17 protein-coding genes are annotated in these 19,814 nt (G+C 66.3%); 2 read left to right on the top strand and 15 right to left on the bottom strand.

From position 1 onward, the window contains the following. Window positions 1-10: 10 nt before the first annotated feature. From V2L18_RS15975 to V2L18_RS15940, 8 genes are all read right to left on the bottom strand, one after another. Window positions 11-1,036: an amino acid ABC transporter substrate-binding protein gene (locus V2L18_RS15975; RefSeq protein WP_336179284.1), complete on the bottom strand. Its 1,026-nt coding sequence runs from the start codon at window positions 1,034-1,036 to the stop codon at window positions 11-13. Further along, a complete protein-coding gene (locus V2L18_RS15970) occupies window positions 1,033-1,731 on the bottom strand; it encodes a GntR family transcriptional regulator (RefSeq protein ID WP_336179283.1) in 699 nt (232 codons plus the stop codon). Before V2L18_RS15970 ends, V2L18_RS15975 begins: the two co-directional genes overlap by 4 nt. Window positions 1,732-2,119: 388 nt before the next feature. Then, on the bottom strand, window positions 2,120-3,826 hold the full coding sequence (gene pta, locus V2L18_RS15965) for a phosphate acetyltransferase (protein WP_336179282.1): 1,707 nt from the start codon (window positions 3,824-3,826) through the stop codon (window positions 2,120-2,122). Then, window positions 3,823-5,052 carry an acetate kinase gene (locus tag V2L18_RS15960; RefSeq protein ID WP_336179281.1) on the bottom strand — a complete coding sequence of 410 codons (1,230 nt, stop codon included), beginning with the start codon at window positions 5,050-5,052 and terminating at the stop codon, window positions 3,823-3,825. The genes pta and V2L18_RS15960 overlap by 4 nt, the downstream gene beginning before the upstream one ends. A gap of 308 nt (window positions 5,053-5,360) precedes the next feature. Further along, complete coding sequence (locus V2L18_RS15955; RefSeq protein WP_336179280.1) at window positions 5,361-6,536, bottom strand: acetyl-CoA C-acetyltransferase; 1,176 nt, start codon at window positions 6,534-6,536, stop codon at window positions 5,361-5,363. 147 nt (window positions 6,537-6,683) lie between these two features. Further along, window positions 6,684-8,138: a TIGR00366 family protein gene (locus V2L18_RS15950; RefSeq protein ID WP_336179279.1), complete on the bottom strand. Its 1,455-nt coding sequence runs from the start codon at window positions 8,136-8,138 to the stop codon at window positions 6,684-6,686. A 34-nt stretch (window positions 8,139-8,172) separates the two neighbouring features. Further along, the gene (locus V2L18_RS15945; protein ID WP_336179278.1) at window positions 8,173-8,829 is read right to left on the bottom strand and encodes a 3-oxoacid CoA-transferase subunit B; all 657 of its coding nucleotides are present in this window, start codon (window positions 8,827-8,829) and stop codon (window positions 8,173-8,175) included. Between the two features lie 3 nt (window positions 8,830-8,832). Beyond that, entirely contained in the window at window positions 8,833-9,486 is a 654-nt protein-coding gene (locus V2L18_RS15940) for a CoA transferase subunit A (RefSeq protein ID WP_336179276.1), read from the bottom strand. A 417-nt stretch (window positions 9,487-9,903) separates the two neighbouring features. Between V2L18_RS15940 and atoS the strand changes: the two genes are divergently transcribed. Both atoS and atoC read left to right on the top strand, forming a co-directional pair. Next, entirely contained in the window at window positions 9,904-11,784 is a 1,881-nt protein-coding gene (gene atoS / locus V2L18_RS15935; protein ID WP_336179275.1) for a two-component system sensor histidine kinase AtoS, read from the top strand. Continuing rightward, the gene (atoC, locus tag V2L18_RS15930; protein ID WP_336179274.1) at window positions 11,781-13,163 is read left to right on the top strand and encodes an acetoacetate metabolism transcriptional regulator AtoC; all 1,383 of its coding nucleotides are present in this window, start codon (window positions 11,781-11,783) and stop codon (window positions 13,161-13,163) included. The genes atoS and atoC overlap by 4 nt, the downstream gene beginning before the upstream one ends. Here the strand turns inward: atoC and arsB are convergent. From arsB to V2L18_RS15895, 7 genes are all read right to left on the bottom strand, one after another. Beyond that, on the bottom strand, window positions 13,156-14,187 hold the full coding sequence (gene arsB / locus V2L18_RS15925; RefSeq protein ID WP_336179483.1) for an ACR3 family arsenite efflux transporter: 1,032 nt from the start codon (window positions 14,185-14,187) through the stop codon (window positions 13,156-13,158). The genes atoC and arsB overlap by 8 nt on opposite strands. 66 nt (window positions 14,188-14,253) lie before the next feature. Beyond that, window positions 14,254-14,766: an arsenate reductase ArsC gene (locus tag V2L18_RS15920; protein ID WP_336179273.1), complete on the bottom strand. Its 513-nt coding sequence runs from the start codon at window positions 14,764-14,766 to the stop codon at window positions 14,254-14,256. A gap of 11 nt (window positions 14,767-14,777) precedes the next feature. Continuing rightward, a complete protein-coding gene (locus V2L18_RS15915; RefSeq protein ID WP_336179272.1) occupies window positions 14,778-15,116 on the bottom strand; it encodes a metalloregulator ArsR/SmtB family transcription factor in 339 nt (112 codons plus the stop codon). 60 nt (window positions 15,117-15,176) lie between these two features. Next, a complete protein-coding gene (locus V2L18_RS15910; RefSeq protein WP_336179271.1) occupies window positions 15,177-16,223 on the bottom strand; it encodes a LacI family DNA-binding transcriptional regulator in 1,047 nt (348 codons plus the stop codon). Further along, the gene (locus V2L18_RS15905; RefSeq protein WP_336179270.1) at window positions 16,220-16,813 is read right to left on the bottom strand and encodes a dual specificity protein phosphatase; all 594 of its coding nucleotides are present in this window, start codon (window positions 16,811-16,813) and stop codon (window positions 16,220-16,222) included. The genes V2L18_RS15910 and V2L18_RS15905 overlap by 4 nt, the downstream gene beginning before the upstream one ends. A gap of 248 nt (window positions 16,814-17,061) precedes the next feature. After that, window positions 17,062-18,087, bottom strand: a complete 1,026-nt coding sequence (locus tag V2L18_RS15900) for an MBL fold metallo-hydrolase (protein WP_336179269.1) — start codon at window positions 18,085-18,087, stop codon at window positions 17,062-17,064. Beyond that, entirely contained in the window at window positions 18,075-19,811 is a 1,737-nt protein-coding gene (locus tag V2L18_RS15895) for an iron ABC transporter permease (protein WP_336179268.1), read from the bottom strand. Before V2L18_RS15895 ends, V2L18_RS15900 begins: the two co-directional genes overlap by 13 nt. Window positions 19,812-19,814: the final 3 nt, after the last annotated feature.

Genomic DNA, 19,814 nt, shown 5'->3' with positions numbered 1-19,814 from the left:
CGGCCCGGGCTCAAAGCGGCGGGGCGTAGATCATGCCGCCGTCGAAGTACTGCGCGTTCAGCCCGCGTTCCAGCTTCAGGGCGGACTCCTTGCCGACGTTGCGCTCGAACACCTCGCCGTAATTGCCGACCTGCTTGATGACCTGGTAGGCCCAGTCGGGCGCAAGGCCGAGGCCCTTGCCGCCGGAGGTCTCCACGCCGAGCAGGCGGCGGATGGTGGCGTCCTTGCTATCGGCCTTCATCTCGTCGACATTCTTGGAGGTCACGCCGCTCTCTTCCGCCTGGAAGAGGGTGAAGACCGTCCACTGGACGATATCGCGCCACTGGGCGTCGTCCTGGCGCACGATCGGGCCTTCCGGATCCTTGCCGAAGCGCTGGGGCAGGATGACGTAGTCGTCCGGGTTGTCGGCAACGGCCGCGCGCGTCGAGGAAAGCGCCGAGGAAGACTGAACCATCGCGTCGCAACGGCCGCCGAAGAAGGCGGTGTTGACCTCCTTCTGGTCCTCGATGACGACGAGCTTCAGCTCGATGCCCTTCTTCTTCTGGATGTCGGAGACGACGCGCTCGGAGGTGGAGCCGGGACGCACGCAGACGCTGGCGCCGTCGAGATCGTCGACGCTCTCAACGCCGAGATCCTTGGACACCATGAAGGCCTGGCCGTCGTAGAAGGTGGGGGCGACGAAGTCGAGGCCGAGATCGGTGTCGCGAGCCCGCGTCCAGGTCGTGTTGGCCGCGGTCATGTCGACCTCGCCGGTCTGAAGCGCGGTCAGGCGGGTCTGGTTGTTGGTCTTCAGGTACTGGACCTTGCTCGCGTCGCCCAGCACGGCGGCGGCGACCGCGCGGCAGGTGTCGACGTCGAGGCCGTGCCAGTTGCCTTCGCTGTCGACCGACGAGAAGCCGGGCCGCGAGCCATTGACGGCGCATTTGAGGACGCCAGCCTGTTTCACGTTGTCGAGAGTGCCGGCAACGGCGGTGCCCCCGAGAGCGCCCAGAGAGACGGCGCCCGCGAGCAGGGAACACAACATCGCTTTTTTCATTCGGAGTTTTCCTTTGGTCTGGAGGTGCTTTTTTTCGTGTTTGCGGCAGAACGATCGAGGTTCAGGCGGATCTGAAGGCCCCGGCGGAGATGGGCCCGCATCAGCTCTTCCGCGGTGTCCGGCGCCCGGTCCGCGATCGCCTCGAAGAGGGCCAGGTGCTCGAAGAGGATTTCCGCCACCAGCTCGTGCGCGAAGTAGCGCGGCAGGTGGAAGGCGAGACGGAAACGCATGCGCATGAAGCGCACCATTTCCTCAAGCGCGGCGTTGCCGGCGCTCTCGATCAGCGCGTCGTGGAACTCGGTGCCCACATCGTCGATCTCGCGCGAGGTGAAGGCGGACGGGTCGCGGCTCATGACGCGCAGCCGTGCACCGCAATTCTGCAGCGCGGGCGAGGGGGCGTGCGTGGCGGCCCGGCGCGTGGCGAGACATTCCAGCGCCTCGCGAAGCTCGTAGACCTCGCTCAGATCGTCGGCGGAGACGGTGCGGATGAAGGTGCCCCGCGCCGGCTTCACCTCCACCACGCCTTCGCGCTCAAGCTTGCGCAGCGCCTCGCGCACCGGCATGCGCCCGATCCCGAGACGTTCGGCCAGCTTGCGCTCCGACAGCGGCTTGGCGGGATCTGCCCCGCCGCCGAAGATCAGTTCGACGATGCGACCATAGGCGCGATCGCTTTCGAATTCGAAGGTGTCTGCCATACTGATATACTGGACGACTGGTATACCAGTTACAAGCGCAGTCTCTGGGCGTGCCGTGCCATTTTACGCGCAAATGACCGTCCAGCTGCCGCAGCGCGAGCCTGGGTTTTTTCGAAACCGATTTTATTTCAGGATGATGCGAGGTTCGCCCGTCCGGATCTGGATGGACGGAGTTGACCAATATTTGGGCAATCGAGGTCGCAATCGAACGGGCCGCGCGCGCGAAATGGGACCTCAATGCCCCGAATGCCGGGTCGATAGCGAGCGAAGCGGCCGGAAATGGCCATCGCGAAAAGCTGCTGCAAGCCTCTGCGCATGGCGCGGGCGGATGACAAGGAAAGAGGCCGCAGGCATGTTGCTCCCGCGGCCTCTTTCATGTCGGTTGGCCTTATTCGGCCGCGGCGCGGGGCTCGGCGTTTGCAATCCCGTCCTGTCCGGCGGCCTGGATGGCCGTCAGCACGATCGTGTAGACGATGTCGTCGACCAGCGAGCCGCGTGACAGGTCGTTCACCGGCTTGCGCAGGCCCTGAAGCATCGGGCCGATGCTGACGACGCCGGCGGAACGCTGCACGGCCTTGTAGGTCGTGTTGCCGGTGTTGAGGTCGGGGAAGATGAAGACGTTCGCCTTTCCCGCGACCGCACTGCCCGGCGCCTTCTGGCGCCCGACGCTCTCCACGCTCGCGGCATCGTATTGCAGCGGCCCGTCGATGGTCAGGTCGGGTCGAAGCTCGCGGACGCGGGCGGTCGCCGCCTTCACCTTGTCCACGTCGGCGCCCTGGCCGGAATCGCCGGTGGAGTACGAGATCATCGCGATCCTCGGATCGATGCCGAAGGTGACGCAGGTATCCGCCGTCTGGATGGCGATTTCGGCCAGCTGGTCGGCCGTGGGGTCCGGGTTGACGGCGCAGTCGCCGTAGACGAACACCTCCTCCGGCATCAGCATGAAGAACACGCTGGAGACGAGGCTCGCGCCCGGGCGCGTCTTGATCAGCTGCAGCGCCGGCCGGATCGTGCTGGCCGTGGTGTGGACCGCACCGGAAACGAGGCCGTCCACGTCATCCTCGGCCAGCATCATGGTGCCAAGGACGACCTGATCGCGCAGCGCCTCCTCCGCCTGCTCCGGCGTCATGCCCTTGCTCTTGCGAAGCTCGACCATGGGCGCGACGTAGCTCGGACGGATGTCGGCGGGGTTCAGGATCTCGATATTGTCCGGCAGCGTCACGCCGATGGCGTCGGCGCTGGCGCGGATTTCGTCCGGCTGACCGAGCAGCACGCAGCGGGCTATGCCCTTCTCCGCGCAGATCGCGGCCGCCCTCAGCGTGCGCGGCTCGTCGCCCTCCGGCAGCACGATGCGTTTGTTCGCCTGACGGGCCATCTCCACCATCCGGTAGCGGAACAGCGGCGGGGTCAGCCGGCGCAGATGCGGATTGCGCGAGAGCGCGGGGAACCAGTCGCGCATGCGCTCCGCAAGCCCCTCGATCCGGGTTGCCGGGAAGGGTGCGGAAGTGGACGGTGCGGACGTATCGATCAGATCGCACGGGCACGGGAAGGCCCGTTCCTCCAGCGCCCGGCGCAATTGTTCCGCCTGCTCCGCATTGGCGGGCGCCCCGACCATAACCCGGATGGGGCTGGAGCCGCGGCTGCGCTTGATGCCGTAGAGCACGTCCTCGATGCGGTCGATGACGTCCTGCGGATCGGCCGCCTCGCCGGAAACGAACGGCACGACGTCGCAGCTCAGGCCCCGGGCCATCGCGTAGTTCAGGTCGTTCAGCAGCGTGTGGCCGGGCAGCGGCAGCGCGCCTTCCACGACCATGAACTGACGGTGCTGGCGGGCGGAGACGACGATGCCGACGACCTCGTCGAGCAGATCGGCCGCACGATCCTGCCGGATCATCCGTTCGGCATTGCGTCTGGAGACGAACGGGCCTTCCGGCCGGTCGGGATCCTCACCGGCTTCCGCGACCGGCTTTACGCGGCCGACCTCGTGTCCGGCCTCCTCAAACAGCAGGACCAGTGCCCGTGCGATGTCCGAGATCGGATCGTCGGCCTGGGTGGGGACAACGAACAACGCGCGTCCCTTTGGAAATTCACTCATTGAACCATAGCCTTGGCTGCCTCGACTGCCCTGGGAGCGAGCCCTGTCAGGGTGAAGGCGTCGAGCGCGATCATTCGTTCTTCGTTGGTCGGGATAACGGCGACGACGCCGCCCGGGCCGCGCCCGATCACGCGGGGACCGCGGTTGCGCACGTCGGCATTGGCGGTCTTGTCCTCGAAGAGGCCGAGGGCCGCCAGGCGGCTGACGACGTCGGAGCGCACCTTGACGGAGTTCTCTCCTATTCCGCCGGTGAAGACAAGCGCGTCCACCCGCGGCAGCGACATCGCCAGGCCTCCCACGTGGCGGGCGATGGAGTGCGCGAAGACCGCCAGCGCGGTGCGCGCGCCGTCGTGTCCGGCCGCAGCGGCGGCCTCCAGTTCCCGGCAATCGCTGGAGAGTTCGGACAGGCCGAGCAGCCCGCTGTCGCGGTTCAGCATGTGCTCCAGTTCCGTAACGTCCATGCCGCGTCGCCGTGCCACATGCGCCAGAGCGCCGAAGTCGACGTCGCCGGAACGCGTTCCCATGATCAGGCCTTCAAGCGGCGTCATGCCCATGGTCGTGTCCGTCACCCGGCCGTTTCGTACCGCGGTCGCGGATGCGCCGTTGCCGAGGTGGGCGATGATCAGGCAATGATCATCATGCGGAAGCCCCAGCAGGCGCTGCGCCTCGGATGCGACGTAGCAATGGGAGATGCCGTGGAAGCCGTAGCGGCGCACGCCGAGGTCGCGGTAGAGCGCGCGCGGCAGGCCGTAGAGATAGGCTTCCGGTTCCATGGTCTGGTGGAAGGCGGTGTCGAAGACGGCGATCTGCGGCAGGTCCGGCAGCGCCTTCATCGCGCCGGCGATGCCGGCCAGGTTCGCCGGATTGTGCAGCGGTGCGAGCGCGCTGCAGGCCTCGATGTCGGACAGAACCGCCGGGGTGATCAGGGTCGATGCCTTGAAGGTCTCGCCGCCGTGGACGACGCGATGGCCAACGGCGCCGATGGCTTCCAGCAGGCCGTTTTTCCTGAGGGCGGCGAGAAAATGCTCCAGCGCGTCGGCGTGCTGGCCGTGGGGCATCGCGATCTCGGTATGCGCGTCACCGCTCTTGATGGTCAGCCGCGCTTCCCGCGTTCCGATGCATTCGGCCAGGGCGCGTATGCGCGGATCCGTGTCGGTGGGAGAGAAAACCGCGCACTTCAGCGAGGAGGAACCGCAGTTTACGACAAGAACGAGATTGGCTCGCATGGCAGCCTCTGTTCGATGGTTGTTTCAGGACGAATGGGGCGGCGGATGCCGTTGAGGACGGCACCCGCCCTTGGATACTCCCGGTTTTGGCAGGATGGGGAGCACCAAGTGTGCTTTGTTGCGATCTAATCTTTTTATATTATCGCAAATACAGAATTTATTGACCTAGGTCATATCAATCCGATTTCTTTGCGCGAGAAATTCTTTTTCATTATTTCATTAATGTCGCGCGCGCATAAGCGATGGGGGCGGGCCCAGGAGCCGGCATCGTGTCTCCGCCGATCCCGGTCGCGGGCCCGCGGCCGTCTTCAGGCGCGTTCGAGGCACATGGCGATGCCCATGCCGCCGCCGATGCACAGCGTGGCGAGGCCCTTCTTCGCGTCGCGGCGCTGCATCTCGTGGAGCAGGGTGACGAGGATGCGGGCGCCGGAGGCTCCGACCGGGTGGCCAAGCGCGATGGCGCCGCCGTTGACGTTGACCTTGGCGACGTCCCAGCCAAGCTCGCGATTGACCGAGATGGCCTGGGCGGCGAAGGCCTCGTTGGCCTCGATGAGATTGAGATCGTCGACGCTCCAGCCGGCCTTCTCCAGCGCGGCCCTGGAGGCGGGGATCGGGCCGGTGCCCATGATCTTGGGATCGACGCCGCGGGTGGCCCAGGAAACGATCCGGGCAAGCGGGGTCAGGCCCCGGGCCTTGGCGGCTTCCTCGCTCATCAGCACCGTGGCGGCCGCACCGTCATTGATGCCGGAGGCATTGCCGGCGGTCACCGTTCCTTCCTTGGAGAAGGCCGGCCGCAGCTTGGAGAGCGCTTCCGCCGTCACGCCGGCACGCGGGAACTCGTCGGTGTCGACAACGGTCTCGCCCTTGCGGCTCTTGATCGTCACGGGAACGATCTCGTCCTTGAAGCGGCCGGCCTTCATCGCGGCCTCGGCCTTCTGCTGGGAGCCGGCGGCGAATTCGTCCTGGGCCTCGCGGGTGATGCCGTACTGGAAGGCGATGTTCTCCGCCGTCACGCCCATGTGGTAGCCGTGGAAGGCGTCCGTCAGGCCGTCGCGCAGCATGGTATCGATGAGTTCAAGGCTGCCCATCTTGGTGCCGGAGCGCAGGTTGGCGCAATGCGGCGCCATGCTCATGCTCTCCTGGCCGCCGGCGATGACGACATTCGCATCGCCGTTGTTGATCGCCTGAAGGCCGAGGGCCACGGCGCGCAGCCCCGATCCGCACAGCTGGTTGATCGACAGCGCCGTCTTGGAGTTCGGGATGCCGGCATTGACGGCGGCCTGTCGCGCGGGGTTCTGGCCCTGGCCGGCGGTCAGGATCTGCCCCAGGATGACCTCGTCCACGTCTCCCGGCTCCGTCTTCGCCCGGCTCAGCACCTCACGGATGACGATCTCGCCCAGCGCGTGGGCCGGCAGGGAAGCGAGCGCGCCGTTGAACGAGCCGACGGGGGTGCGTGCGGCTGCGGCGATGACGATTGAACTCATGACAGGTCTCCTGATTGGGCCCGGAGCACGCTGCGACCTCGAGCGGGAGGCCTTTCGTCGTGCGGCTGGACATATCGAAATGCGACTAGCGACAAAGCGCGGAGGGGCGCGGGGGCGAGTGCCGCCCCCGCGGATGTTGCGGGCCGGTCAGCCGGCCAAGGTTTCCCCGAAGAACCACAGCAGGAAGAAGACGATCGGTCCGCTCACCAGAAGCTGGGTGAAGGTGAAGCCGACGATGTCCTTGGCCTGCAACTTGACGATGCCGAGCAGCGGCAGCATCCAGAAGGGGTTGATCAGGTTCGGCAAGGCTTCCGCCGCGTTGTAGACCTGGACGGCCCAGCCCATGTGGGCGTGAATGTCCTTGGCGGCCTGCAGCACGTAGGGGGCCTCGATGATCCACTTGCCGCCGCCGGAGGGGACGAGGAAGCCGAGGATCGCCGAATAGATGCCGATCACGATCGGGAAGACATCCTCGTTGGCGATGCTCACGAAGAGCTGCGAGAGATGGTGCGAGATCGTGACGCCGTCGGAGCCGGCGACATGGGTCAGCATGGCTGCGATCGCGCCGTAGAACGGGAACTGGATGATCACGCCCGTCGTGGTCGGCACGGCCTTGGCGACCGCGGTCAGGAAGCTGCGGATGTTCCGGTGCAGCAGCAGGCCCAGCATCAGGAAGAAGAAGTTGTAGTTGTTGAGGCTGGAGACGGTGCCGAGCACGCCCTTGGTGGAGAATTCGCTCCAGAAGTAGCCGACGGCCAGCAGCACGATGAGGATCGGCAGGATCGGCGTGAATTCGAACCAGTCGCCGGGACGCTCCTGCTTCTGCGGGGCGGCGAATTCGTCGAAGACGTCGACGCCGAGGTCGGCGGCGGTCTTCACCTGGGCTCCGCGCGGGCTGGCGAAGTAGAACACCACCACCGAGCAGATCATCAGGACGAAGTAGAGCGCCACGGACTGCCACAGGAAGATCGTGTCGCTCAGCGGGATGACGCCGCTGATCTGCGAGATCGACGCCGGCAGGGAGGCCGGATTGGCCTGGAGCATGGCCGAAGAGGACGAGAGACCCAGCGCCCAGGTCGAGCCGAGGCCGAGATAGGCCGCGGCACTGGCGCAGCGATAGTCCATGCGCAGGTCGGTGCGCCGTGCGATCGCCCGGACCAGCAGGCCGCCGAGGACGAGGCTGAGCGCCCAGTTCAGATAGGAGGCGCCCATCGAGACGAAGGCGACCCACGCGGTTGCCTGCGGGCCGGTCATCGGCACGCTGGCGAGCTTCGCGATCAGCTTGGAGCACGGCGGCGAGGAGGCCACCACAAAGCCGGTGATCGCGACCATGGCCATCTGGAGGGTGAAGGGGATCAGCGACCAGAAGCCGGAGCCGAAGCCGCTTGCGATCTCCAGCGGATGGGCACCCACGCCGACATCGGCCAGCGCCACGACGATGGTCGTCAGGATGACGAAGATGAAGGCGTCGGGAAAATACTTCTCTGCGAGTTTGGTGAACCCGAATGCCAGTCGCGCCAGGCCGCGCGACTGTTCCTGTTCGCCAGCGGTAAACTGGCCGGCAGCATCCGTGTCCACCGACTGTACTGTGTCGGTAGGCATCTTGGTTGTCCTCAGAATGTGACGATGACGGGCGTCAGGCGGCGAGTTGCATGACGCCGACATCCGGAGCGACGATGAGAGAGGCCTCGGTAGCGGCCTTAACGGCGTCGACGGTCGTCTCGGGAGCGATTTCGCGCAGAACGAGCCCTTCCGCGGTCGGTTCGATGACCGCCAGCTCGGTGACGATGAGGCTGACGCGGCGCACCGCCGTCAGGGGCAGGTTACATTTCTTCAGGATCTTCGGCGCGCCCTTGGCGGTGTGGGTCATGGCGACGATGACGCGCTTGGCGCCTGCCACCAGATCCATGGCGCCGCCCATGCCGGGCACCATCTTGCCGGGGATCATCCAGTTGGCGAGCATGCCCTCTTCATCGACCTGCATGCCGCCCAGCACGGTCACGTCGAGGTGGCCGCCACGGATGAAGCCGAAGGAGGCGACGCTGTCGAAGGCGGCGGCACCGGGAATGACGCTGGTGGGCGCGCCGCCGGCATCGGTGAGGGCGGCAAGGGCGGAGCCCGGACCATCCAGCGGCTGCATGCCGATGATGCCGTTTTCCGACTGGAAGAAGCAGCGTACGCCGGCGGGCAGATAGTTCGCGACCAGCGTCGGCAGGCCGATCCCGAGGTTCACGAGGTCGCCGTCGGCCATTTCCTGTGCGACGCGCTGGGCGATGATTTCCTTGGCATTCATGATTCAGTCCTCCCGGCCCACGAGGGTGTCGACAATGACGCTCACCGTTTCCACCTGATCCGGCGGGATGACGCCGACCGGCACGATCTCGCCGGCCTCGGCGATCACGGTGCCGGCGGCCATGGCCATGGGGGGATTGAAGTTGCGGGCGGTGAGCTCGTACTGGAGGTTGCCGAAATAGTCGGCGCGCCAGGCGTAGATCAGCGCGAACTGGGCGATGAGCGGCTTTTCCAGAAGGTAGGTGTCGCCGTCCACGTCGATGGTCTGCTTGCCTTCGGCAACGACCGTGCCCACGCCGGTCTTGGTCAGAACCCCGCCAAGTCCCGTGCCGCCGGCCCGGATGCGTTCGGCAAGCGTGCCCTGCGGCACCAGCTCAACCTCGATGTCGCCGGCGATCATCTGCTTCTGGGTCTCGGGATTGAGGCCGATATGGGAGGCGACGAGCCGGAAAACGGCCTTGGCGTCGATCAGCTTGCCGATCGCGAAATCGGGCCGCGCCGTGTCGTTGGCGATGACGGTGAGGTCGCGCTTGCCCTGGCGCACCAGTTCGTCGATCAGCCTCAAGGGGGAGCCGACCCCCATGAAGCCGCCGATCATGACGGAAGCCCCGTCAGGGATCTCCTCCACGGCCGCGGAGAGAGAACTTACCTTGCTCATGAATTTTCCTTCCCTGGGATTGTCCCGGCATCGTGCGGAAACGGGTACAACTTGAAGTCGACCAGTATTGTCTCGTCGCGCTGCCGTGGATCGCCATGACGATCAAGTATATTCAATGATCGTGCCAATCCGCCTTGAAGAAAAATTAATCAATAAAATCAATATCATAAATAAAAAATCGAGTCTGGAACCGTTCTCACCTGACTTGGTTGAATGAAATAAATTTCACGAAGTGTGCAAATTCTTGCTAGGTGGCGAAGTGCAAATTTTGGTTGGTGTGAAAATAACTGCACATCGCGTGCAAGATAATGCACATGCGGCAATATAGTTTGCCGATTGTGCAAGCGAACTGAATATGTATAGCAGGCGTACGCGCATTCGCGCGTCTCGAGCATGCTCTATGGATCGGAGGGGCCCATGGCGTGGATCGGTCGCCTGCAGCCGTTGTTCTCTCGCCTGCAATCCGGCTTCTCGCCCAGTCTGAAGGTCAGGCTGGTGCTGATGTCGCTGTTCGTCGCGGCGCTGCCTGTCGCGCTCGTCTCCTTCATGCTGGAGCATGAGGGCCAGCAGACGCTGACGGCGGAAAAGACGGACAAGCTCTTTGCGCTGACCCGCATTCTGGACGAGGAGCTCGGGCCGGGCGGGTTCGACGCGATGCTCTCCGACCTGCCGTCGGGAAAAGCGGACCGCGACGCGGCCGTGCGGCATCTGAACGCAAAGCTCCGCCGGATCACCGACGAGGTCGCTCATGCCGACGAGGGCGCCGGGGTCGGCTACTATTCCCGCGCGCTCGACGCGATCATCAGCTACGGACCGAGCGAGCAGTACGAGGGAACCGTCGGGCACAGCATTTCCGCCGATCATCCGGGCCGGGAAGTGATGCGCACCGGCAAGCCCCTGATCGCCTACGGCAGCATGGTGCGCGGCCAGGTTCTCAACGCCATGCTGCCGATCGTTCGCAACGGCGATGTCATCGGCTATATCTGGGCCAACGAATTCACCAAGGCGGTCGAGCGGCAGAAGGATGCGATCCGCGAGGCGGTGGGCTACGGCGTCGTCGCCGGGCTGCTGCTGGCGCTGGTGGCGACGTTCTTCACGTCGCGCGGGCTCACCAACGACGTCAACCTGATCATCCAAAGCCTCGACAGGATGAAGGCGGATCTGCGCGTCACCGTGCCGCCGATGAAGAACGAGATGGGCGATATCGGCAATGCGATCAACCGGATGGCGCAGGAGCTGGTGGATGCCCGCACGCTCACCGAGAACGTGTTGTCGTCGGTCGCCGACGGCATCATCGCGGTCGATCTGGACGGCAACGTGCTGATGTTCAACCCGGCCGCCGAGGAGCTCTACAACGTCAACGGCAAGGAGCTGATCGGGCGCTCCTACCAGCAGCTGTTCGAGGAGCGAAAGGGCATGGCGAGCGTGCTTCTGGACACGCTCAGGACCGGTCATTCCCACATCGGCGAGAACCTGGAGATCGCCGCGCTCGGCGCGGATCGCAAGATCACCGCCTCGTCCTCGGTGCTGCGCAACGGCGAGGGGCAGCGCATCGGCGCGGTGGTCGTGCTGAAGGACGTCAGCGAGCGCGACCGGCTGATGGGGCAGGTGATGCGGGCCGACCGGCTGGCCGCGCTCGGCGAACTCACCGCCGGCATCGCCCACGAGATCCGCAATCCGCTCACCTCCATCCGCGGCTTCATGCAATATCTGAGCGAGAACAACACGGTGGATGAATGGCGCGAATATGCGCCGCTGATTATCCGTCAGGTCGACAACCTCAACCACATCATCGAGGGTCTGCTCGTCTTCGGCCGGCCCTGGCCGCCGCGCATCGCGCGCGTTCAGCTCAATCAGCTGGTGGAGGAGATGGCCTTCCTGACCAAGGGCAAGTCGCGTGCCCGCTTCGAGCTTGATCTGGGCGACGACGTGCCGGTGATCGATGCCGACGGCGAGGCGCTCAAGCAGGTTCTGCTCAACCTCTTCATCAACGCGCTTCAGGCGATGAGCGACGAGGATGCGGGCGTCGTCACGGTCACCACGCGGCGAAAGGACCAGCAGGTCATGATCGCGGTCAAGGACAACGGCGTCGGTTTGCCGGAAAAGTTCAAGGCCAAGGTATTCGAACCCTTCTTCTCGACCAAACCCGCCGGCACCGGCCTCGGCCTTGCCATGGTGCTGCGGATCGTCGATGCCCACCAGGGAACCATTACCTTCGAAAGCAAGGAGGGCATCGGCACGACCGTGGTCGTGCTGCTGCCCGTCGAACGACAAGGTCTCGAGGAGACACGCTCTTGAGCGATATCGCGACCACCGCCCTGATCGTCGACGACGACGAGGCGATCTGCCACATGCTGGCGCCGGTCTTTTCCCGCGAGGGATTCAACGTCATCACCGCCGGAGATGGACGGGAAGGCCTCGAGGCCTTCCGCCGGCACCATCCCACCATCGTGCTGCTCGATATCCGCATGCCGCGGATGAACGGGCTGGAGGCGCTGAAGGCGATCATCGAGATCGATCCCAAGGCCACCGTCATCCTGATGACCGCGTTCGCCGAGGTCGGCACGGCGGTGCAGGCGATGCGCGACGGCGCCTTCGATTACGTGATCAAGCCGTTCGACCTCGACGAGATCCGGCTGCTGGTGCGCCGCGCGCTGGAAATCAACACCATGCGCGCCGACATCGTGTCGCTCAGGCGCGAGCTTTCGGAGCGCTACGGCTCGGAAGGCATCCTGACCGACAACGCGCGCATGATGGAGCTGCGCGAAACCATCGCCAAGGTCGCCCGCAGCCAGGCGACGGTTCTGGTGCAGGGCGAGAGCGGCACCGGCAAGGAGCTGGTGGCCGCCGCCATTCACTACGGCAGTCCGCGCTCCGAGGGGCCATTCGTCAGGGTCAATTGCGCGGCGATCCCGGAGGGGTTGCTGGAAAGCGAGTTCTTCGGCCACGAGAAAGGTGCCTTCACCGGGGCCGTGTCGCGCCGCCGGGGCCGGTTCGAGCAGGCCGAGCACGGCACGCTGTTTCTCGACGAGATCGGCGAGATGTCGCGCGAGTTGCAGGTCAAGCTGCTGCGCGTCTTGCAGGAACGCGAGTTCGAGCGGGTCGGCGGCGAACATTCCATCCAGACCGACGTGCGCGTTGTGGTCGCTACCAACCGCGATCTGGAGGCGATGGTGCGCGAGGGCACCTTCCGGCAGGACCTGTTCTTCCGCCTCAACGTGGTGTCGCTGAAGACGATCCCGCTGCGCGAGCGGCCGGAGGACATCCAGCTTCTGGCGAACCACTTCCTGGAGCGCTTCTGCGCCGAAAACGCCGTGACGATCCGCGGCTTCGACGATGCGGCGATGGAATGCCTGCTGGCCTATTCGTGGCCCGGAAACGTGCGCGAGCTCGCCAACGCGGTGGAGCGCGCCGTCATCATGTCGACGACGCCGGTCATCCTGGTGGAGAACCTGCCCGAAAGCGTCGCGTGCGGAAAGGCGGCGCTCAGCGATCCGATGGCGATGCCGGAGGCGGGCGACATCCGCCCCTTGCGCGAGATGGTCGGCCGCTTCGAGGCCCACATCATCGAGATGGCGCTCGCCCAGAACGACGGCAACCGCGCCCGCACCGCGCTCCAGCTCGGCATCAGCCGGCGCGCGCTGCAGTACAAGCTTCAGGACTACGGCATCAGCTGACGCGCGCGCCGCGTTCGTACCAGCCCTTGGAGCGGTTGACGATCCACACCACCGACAGCATGACCGGCACCTCGATCAGCACGCCGACGACGGTGGCGAGTGCGGCGCCCGAATGGAAGCCGAACAGGCTGATTGCGGCGGCCACCGCCAGCTCGAAGAAGTTGGAGGCGCCGATCAGCGCCGAAGGTCCGGCCACACAATGCGCCTCGCCCGACCAGCGGTTCAGGAGATAGGCGAGGCCGGAGTTGAAATAGACCTGGATCAGGATCGGCACCGCCAGCAGCGCGATGACGGCCGGCTGCGCGATGATCTGCTGGCCCTGAAAGCCGAACAGCAGCACCAGCGTCGCCAGAAGCGCCACGAGCGAGACGGGTTGCAGGCGCGACAGCAGCCGGCCCAGCGCCGCTTCCCCGTGCCGCAGCGCGGTGCGGCGAATGATCTGGGCGATGATCACCGGCACGACGATGTAGAGCACGACCGAGATCACCAGCGTCTCCCACGGCACGGTGATGGCGGACAGCCCCAGCAGCAGCGCGACGACGGGGGCGAAGGCGACGACCATGATCGCGTCGTTGAGCGCCACCTGCGTCAGCGTGAAATGCGGCTCGCCCCTCGTCAGGTTCGACCAGACGAAAACCATCGCCGTGCAGGGGGCGGCGGCCAGCAGGATCAGGCCGGCGATGTAGCTGTCGATCTGTTCGGCCGGCAGCATCGGCCGGAAAAGCCAGCCGATGAACAGCCAGCCGAGCAGCGCCATGGAAAACGGCTTCACCGCCCAGTTGACGATGAGCGTCACGCCGATGCCGCGCCAGTGCTTCGTCACGCCGGAAAGGGCCGCGAAGTCGATCTTCACCAGCATCGGGATGATCATCAGCCAGATCAGGAGAGCGACGGGCAAGTTGACCTTGGCCACCTCCAGCGCGCCGACCGCATGAAAGACGCCCGGCGCGACCTGGCCGAAGGCGATGCCGGCGACGATGCAGGCAAGCACCCACAGCGTGAGGAAGCGTTCGAAGAGGCCCATTGCGGGTGCGCCCGGGGTGGTCTGGGCTATCGTGTCGGTCATGTCGGGAACGTCCGGAAAACGGGGTTATCGGGCAGGCTCGCGCTGGTTGGCGCCGATGTCGTCGAGGCGCCGCTTGAGCGCGAGCCGGTCGATGGAGGCGATGGGCAGGTTCAGCAGCAGCGAAATGCGGGTGGACAGCATGCGGTAGGCCTCCGAAAAGGCGAGGCGGCGTTCGCTTTCCGTGCCGGTTGCTGCCGCCGGATCGGGCACGCCCCAATGCGCGGTCATCGGCTGGCCGGGCCAGATCGGGCAGGCCTCGGCGGCCGCCTGGTCACAGACGGTGAAGACGAAGTCCATCTTCGGCGCGCCGGGGCCTGCGAATTCGTCCCAGCTCTTGGAGCGCAGGCCGGACGTGTCGTGACCGAGCTTTTCCAGCAGGTCGATGGCGAAGGGGTGCGGTCGGCCCTTGGGGTGCGAACCGGCGGAAAAGGCCCGGAAGCGCCCCTTGCCCTCGGCGTTCAGGATGGTCTCGGCAATCAGCGAACGCGCGGAATTGCCGGTGCAAAGAAACAGCACATTGTAAACCGGATCGGGCATGCGGGCCTCCCTCAGCAGGCGCAGGCGATTTCGTCGATGAGCGGCTTGCACAGGTCCTCGCGTCCGCCGCAGCAATCGCGTAGCAGGAAACCCAAAAGCCCGCGCAAGCCGTCCATGTCGGCGTAGTAGCGGATCGAGCGTCCCTGCCGCTCGTTGCGCACCAGCCCGGCGTTCAACAGGATCGACAGGTTGGACGAGAGCGTGTTCTGGCGGACGTCGAGAGCGGCGCCGATCTCGCCCGCCGCCATGCCGTCGTGCCCCGCCCGGATCAGCAGGCGGAAGACGTCGAGACGGATCGGCTGGCTGAGCGCAGCGAATGCGATGAGTGCATGGCTTCTATTTTTATCCATATATCCAGAATTCTCGATATATCGATATTTGTCAACCGGAATCTCCGGGGCCGCAGCCAATCACGCCACGGTGCTGCGCTCGACCAGCTGGACCGGAACTTCGAACCGGGTCGTCGGCGCGCCAGCGGGCCGCTCGATCGCTTCCACCGTGGCGCGGGTCAGCTCCTCCAGCGACTGGCGGATGGTCGTCAACCCGTGCGAGGCCCAGCCGGAGATGGGCGCGTCGTCGAAGCCGATCACCGAGAGGTCGCCGGGCACGGAAAGCCCAAGTTCAAACCGCGCGGTGTTGAGCACGCCCAGCGCGATCTCGTCGGTGACGCCGAAAATGCCGTCGTGTTCTATGTGTGGGCCGGGACATGCGCCACGTCTGGCGAGCAGGGCGCGGGCGGCCTCCTGGCCGGTCGCATAGGAATTCGCCCCGTCGGCCCAGCGGGTGACGGGAATGCCGCGCCGGTCCATTTCCGCGCAGAAGGCATCGGCGCGTGCGGTCTTGGCGGAGGTGCGCGAGCCCGAAACGACGACGGCGACCCTCTTGCAGCCGGCCATCGCCAGGCGTTCCGCCGCCAGCCGGCCGCCTCTGGCGGAATCGCACAGGATCAGGTCGGCGAGCGTGCCTTCCGGCGGTTGCGGCCGGTTGATCAGCACCATGCGCGCGCCGTTCTGTGCGCACAGCCGGATCAGCTCGTCGGGCGTCGCCCCCGACAGCAGCACCACCGTGCGCACCCGGTAGTCGAGCAGCCGCGCCAGATCCTCCGAGACGTCGCCGCCGGCATGCGCCGTGTTCATCAGCAGGCATTGCAGGTGGCGGGCATGCAGCGCGGAACTGAGCGCGTCGAGCTGCGCGGAGATATAGGGATTGGCGAAATTGCCGCCGACGATGCCGACGAGGTCGGAGCGCTCCTGATGCAGCGTGCGGGCGAGCCGGTTGACCCGGTAGCCGAGCTCCTCCGCTGCGGCGAGGATCCGGTTGCGCGCCGATTTCGACACCTGTGCGCCGGGGGTGAAGGCGCGCGAGACTGTGGAGCGCGAGACGCCGGCCCGTTCAGCGACATCGGCCGCGGAAACGAAGCGCCGAAGGGCAGCTATCTTCGAGCCTGGGCAGGTCATCGCGCGAGCAGCCCCCGGTCCAGCACCTCGTTTGCCAGCGCGATCATCGGCGGCAGCGGATGGCTGTCGGCGAGCCCGCGCAACTGGCGCAGATGTCTGATGGCGGCCTCAAGGCTCGGATATTTCGAAGTCTTGCGCCAATGCAGCCACAACGCCAGCACCGTGACCGAGCGCGATCGCCCGCCCCGGCAATGGACCAGCAGCCCGCCCGGCTTGTGCGCGGGATAGTGCGGCTTGCCTTGCGTATAGATCCGGGCGAGCCCGTCGATCAGCATCACGGCGGCGGCGAGCGTCTGCGGCGCATTGCCGGGGCCATCCAGCATGCCGATCTGATAGCGGCGCATCTCCGTTCCGTCGGGCAACACGAGCGGCGCGGGAAAGATGTTCATCGCCAGATTGAGGCTCGCGGTGATCCCGGCCTCGGCCAGCGCTTGCGGGTTCTCGGCGGCCGTCAGGTTGCCGAGCCAGAACCGGTCGATGCCCGGCCCGACATCGTCGGCCACGGGGATCAGCAGCGGCAGCACGTCCTCGCGCGCCTCCTCGGGAGGAACGAAGGCGGGCAGGGCGTGTCGTGTGGCGGTCTCGGGCATCGGATACCTTGTTGCGTTCATTTCGGATGATGGAGCGGGCTGTGAGATCGCAACCCCCACCCGAACGACCATACGGTCGTTCGACCTCCCCTCAAGGGGGAGGTGGGCGCAAGGGGCCGCCGCATTCGTCCCCCTCCCCCTTGAGGGGAGGGGTAAGGGGTGGGGGTCACCTTCGCAAAGGAGCGGTGGGGGTAACCCGTCTCTCGGCATCTGCGGAACCGTCGTATCGGAAGGTGCATGTCGAAACCCTACACATCGACCTCGCTCTCCCGCACCAGCCTGTCGCCGAGGGCCGCGACGAGCCGGGGGGCGGTGGCGAGGTCGACGAACGCGGGCAGCACCCGTTCGGCCTGCGTGTTCTCGGCAAGCGCGATCACGTCGCAAAGCCGTGGGTGGACGTTCCAGCCCATCCAGCGCGCGCGGGCCTCGCCAATCATCGCATGGGCGGGGCTCGTTTTCGGAACGTGGCTTGAGAAGATGAAGCGGAAACCGTCGCGCGCGCAAAGGGCGGCGGGAAGCCCGTTCTCTGCGTTGGAGCCGCTCGCCACGATGACCTGGTCGGGCCGCGCGCTTTGCGCATCGGCCACGGGCGGGGCCGTGCCGGTCAGCCGCTCGGTTTCCTCCGCCACCCTTTCGCAGGCATGCACCCTCAGGCCGAGCGCGGAAAGCGCGGTGACCATTTCCGCCCCGCGCCCGTTCGACGGACACGGCAGCACCGCCCCGCGCCGGGCCTCGCGGGCCAGAAGTCCGATCTGGTCGGCAAGTGCGGCATCGCGGTCGCCGTAGGAGGCATCGGCCAGAACGGTCGTCGTTGCCGGGAACGCGTCGCAGGCAAGCAGCGGGCCTTCGGTCGAGAAATCGCCCGTATAGAGAAAACCCCCGCGCGGCGTTTCAAACCGCATCCAGATGCCGCCCGGCGCATGGCCGGCGCGGCCGGTCGTGACGGTGAGACCCAGAACATCGGTTTGCCCGCGCTCGCAGAGCACGCGCGCATCGGCCGGGCGGAACCCGTCGGGCAGGTGGGCGAGCGTTTCCGCGCTGGCAAAGACCGGCGGATTGCCGATCTCGTCCAGCCGGTCGAGCCCGCCGACATGGTCCACATGGCCATGGCTCAGCAGCACCGCATCGATGATGCCGGCGCGGGAAAGATCGGGCCGTTCGCCCGTCTCCAGCCCGTCGCCGAGGTCGAGCAGCAACCGGCGGCCCTCGATCTCCAGCAGGAACACGGCGGCGGCCTTGCGGCCCAAACCGCTGATCGCGGTCAGTCGCGCCATGGCAGCACCCCTTCCGGCAGGCGCCGGCCGAAGACGAGGCTCAGCCCCATCAGCACCAGAACCAGCACCACCATCAGGCAGCCGACGGCGGCAGCAAGGGTCGAGGAGCCGGCCTCTTCCAGAAAGATGATGGTTGGCCCGATCGTCTGCGCTCTCGACGAGACCAGCAGCACCGAGGTCTGGATCTCGTTGATCGCCGTCATGAACACGAGGATGGCGGCAGCCGTGGCGGATGGTGCCAGTGCCGGCAGCACGATGTCCTTCAGGCGTGCGAAGATGCCGGCACCGGCAAGCTGCGCTGCCTCGTCGAGATTGCGGTCGAGTTGCGCGTAGCCGCCGAGGATCGGCCGCAGCGCCAGCGCCAGATAGTTCGACAGATAGGCGGCGAGGATCACCCACACCGTGCCGTAGAGCGAGGTGCCGATGCCCGGCAGCGGGCGCAGGAAGAACAGGATCATGGCGACGCCGATGATGATGCCCGGCAGCGCGTAGGCAAGCTCGGAGGCGAGCCTCAGCAGCTTCGCCAGCCGGCCCTTGCGCCAGGAGAGCACGTAGCCGAGCGCGACGGCGACGGGGATGAGCACGGCGACGGTAACGAGCGTGATCCACAGGCTCGTCAGGAACGCCGCGCGGAAGCCCTCGTGATGGAAAAGCGCGTTGGCGAAGTTTTCAAACGTGATCGTCTCGGCGTTGAGCGGCTGTCCGTAGCCGCGCACCAGCGCGGTGCCGAAAAGGGCGGAGAGCGGCAGCAGCAGGCAGGCGACGAGATAGAGCCAGGCGGCGCCGGAGACGGCCCAGCGCCAGCGGCCGAGCGCCATGCGCGGCGGGCGCTGGGCGGCATCGACGCGCTGGTCGCCCTGCCGGCCGAGCCAGGCGGTCAGCCCCATGCCCATCACCGTCAAGACCGCCAGCAGCAGGGCCAGCAGCGCCATGTCGGAGAGTGCGGAGGGGCCGTAGGAATTGAGCCGGCGGTAGATCATCGTGATCAGGGTGGAGACGCGCGCGGGTATGCCGAGCATCGCCTGGATGCCGAAATTGCCGATCGAGGAGACGAAGGCGAGCGCGGCGCCCGCGAAAATGCCGGAGCGGATCAGCGGCAGCACGATGTCGCGCGTCACGGCGCCTGCGCCGGCACCGTTGGAGCGGGCGGCCTCGATCAGCGAGGCGGGCAGGCGCTGCAGGCTCGCGCGCACCGACAGGAAGACGAGCGGGGCATTGTAGAGCCCGAGCAGGAACACGATGCCGCCCATGGAATAGAGCGGATGCGGTGTTCCCGGCGGCAGTGTCAGGCCGAGCGGGCCGAGCACCGGGCTTGCCGGCGAAAACGCCTGGATCCAGGCGAGCGCGGTCACCTGCGGCGGGATCATCAGCGGCAGCACGAAGCCGAAGACCCACAGCGTGCGATGGCGCATGTCGGTGAGGCTCACCAGCAGCGCCGCCGCCGTGCCGGCGATGGTGGCGAGCATTGTGGAGGCGACGGAAATCCTGATCGTGTTGAGGGTCGCTTCCAGCACACGGCGCCCGCCGAGGATGTCGGCGATGCGGTCTGCATCGAAAACCCCGTGCGGCAGCAGCGCGGACCAGGCGAGACGGGCGAGCGGGGCGATGGAGAGAATGCCGACGAAGACGACGAGCGCCAGCAGCAGGAGGTATTCGCCACTCAGGCGGCGCGGGAACCGAAGCGCCCGGGTGGGGCGCTTCGGCATGTCGAGAGCGAGGCTCATCGC

Source organism: Breoghania sp. JC706 (assembly GCF_037026715.1).
In the GTDB taxonomy this organism is placed as follows: Bacteria; Pseudomonadota; Alphaproteobacteria; order Rhizobiales; family Stappiaceae; genus Breoghania.
The sequence above is the reverse complement of the archived record's forward strand: the minus strand, read 5'-3'. Positions and strand labels throughout refer to the sequence as shown.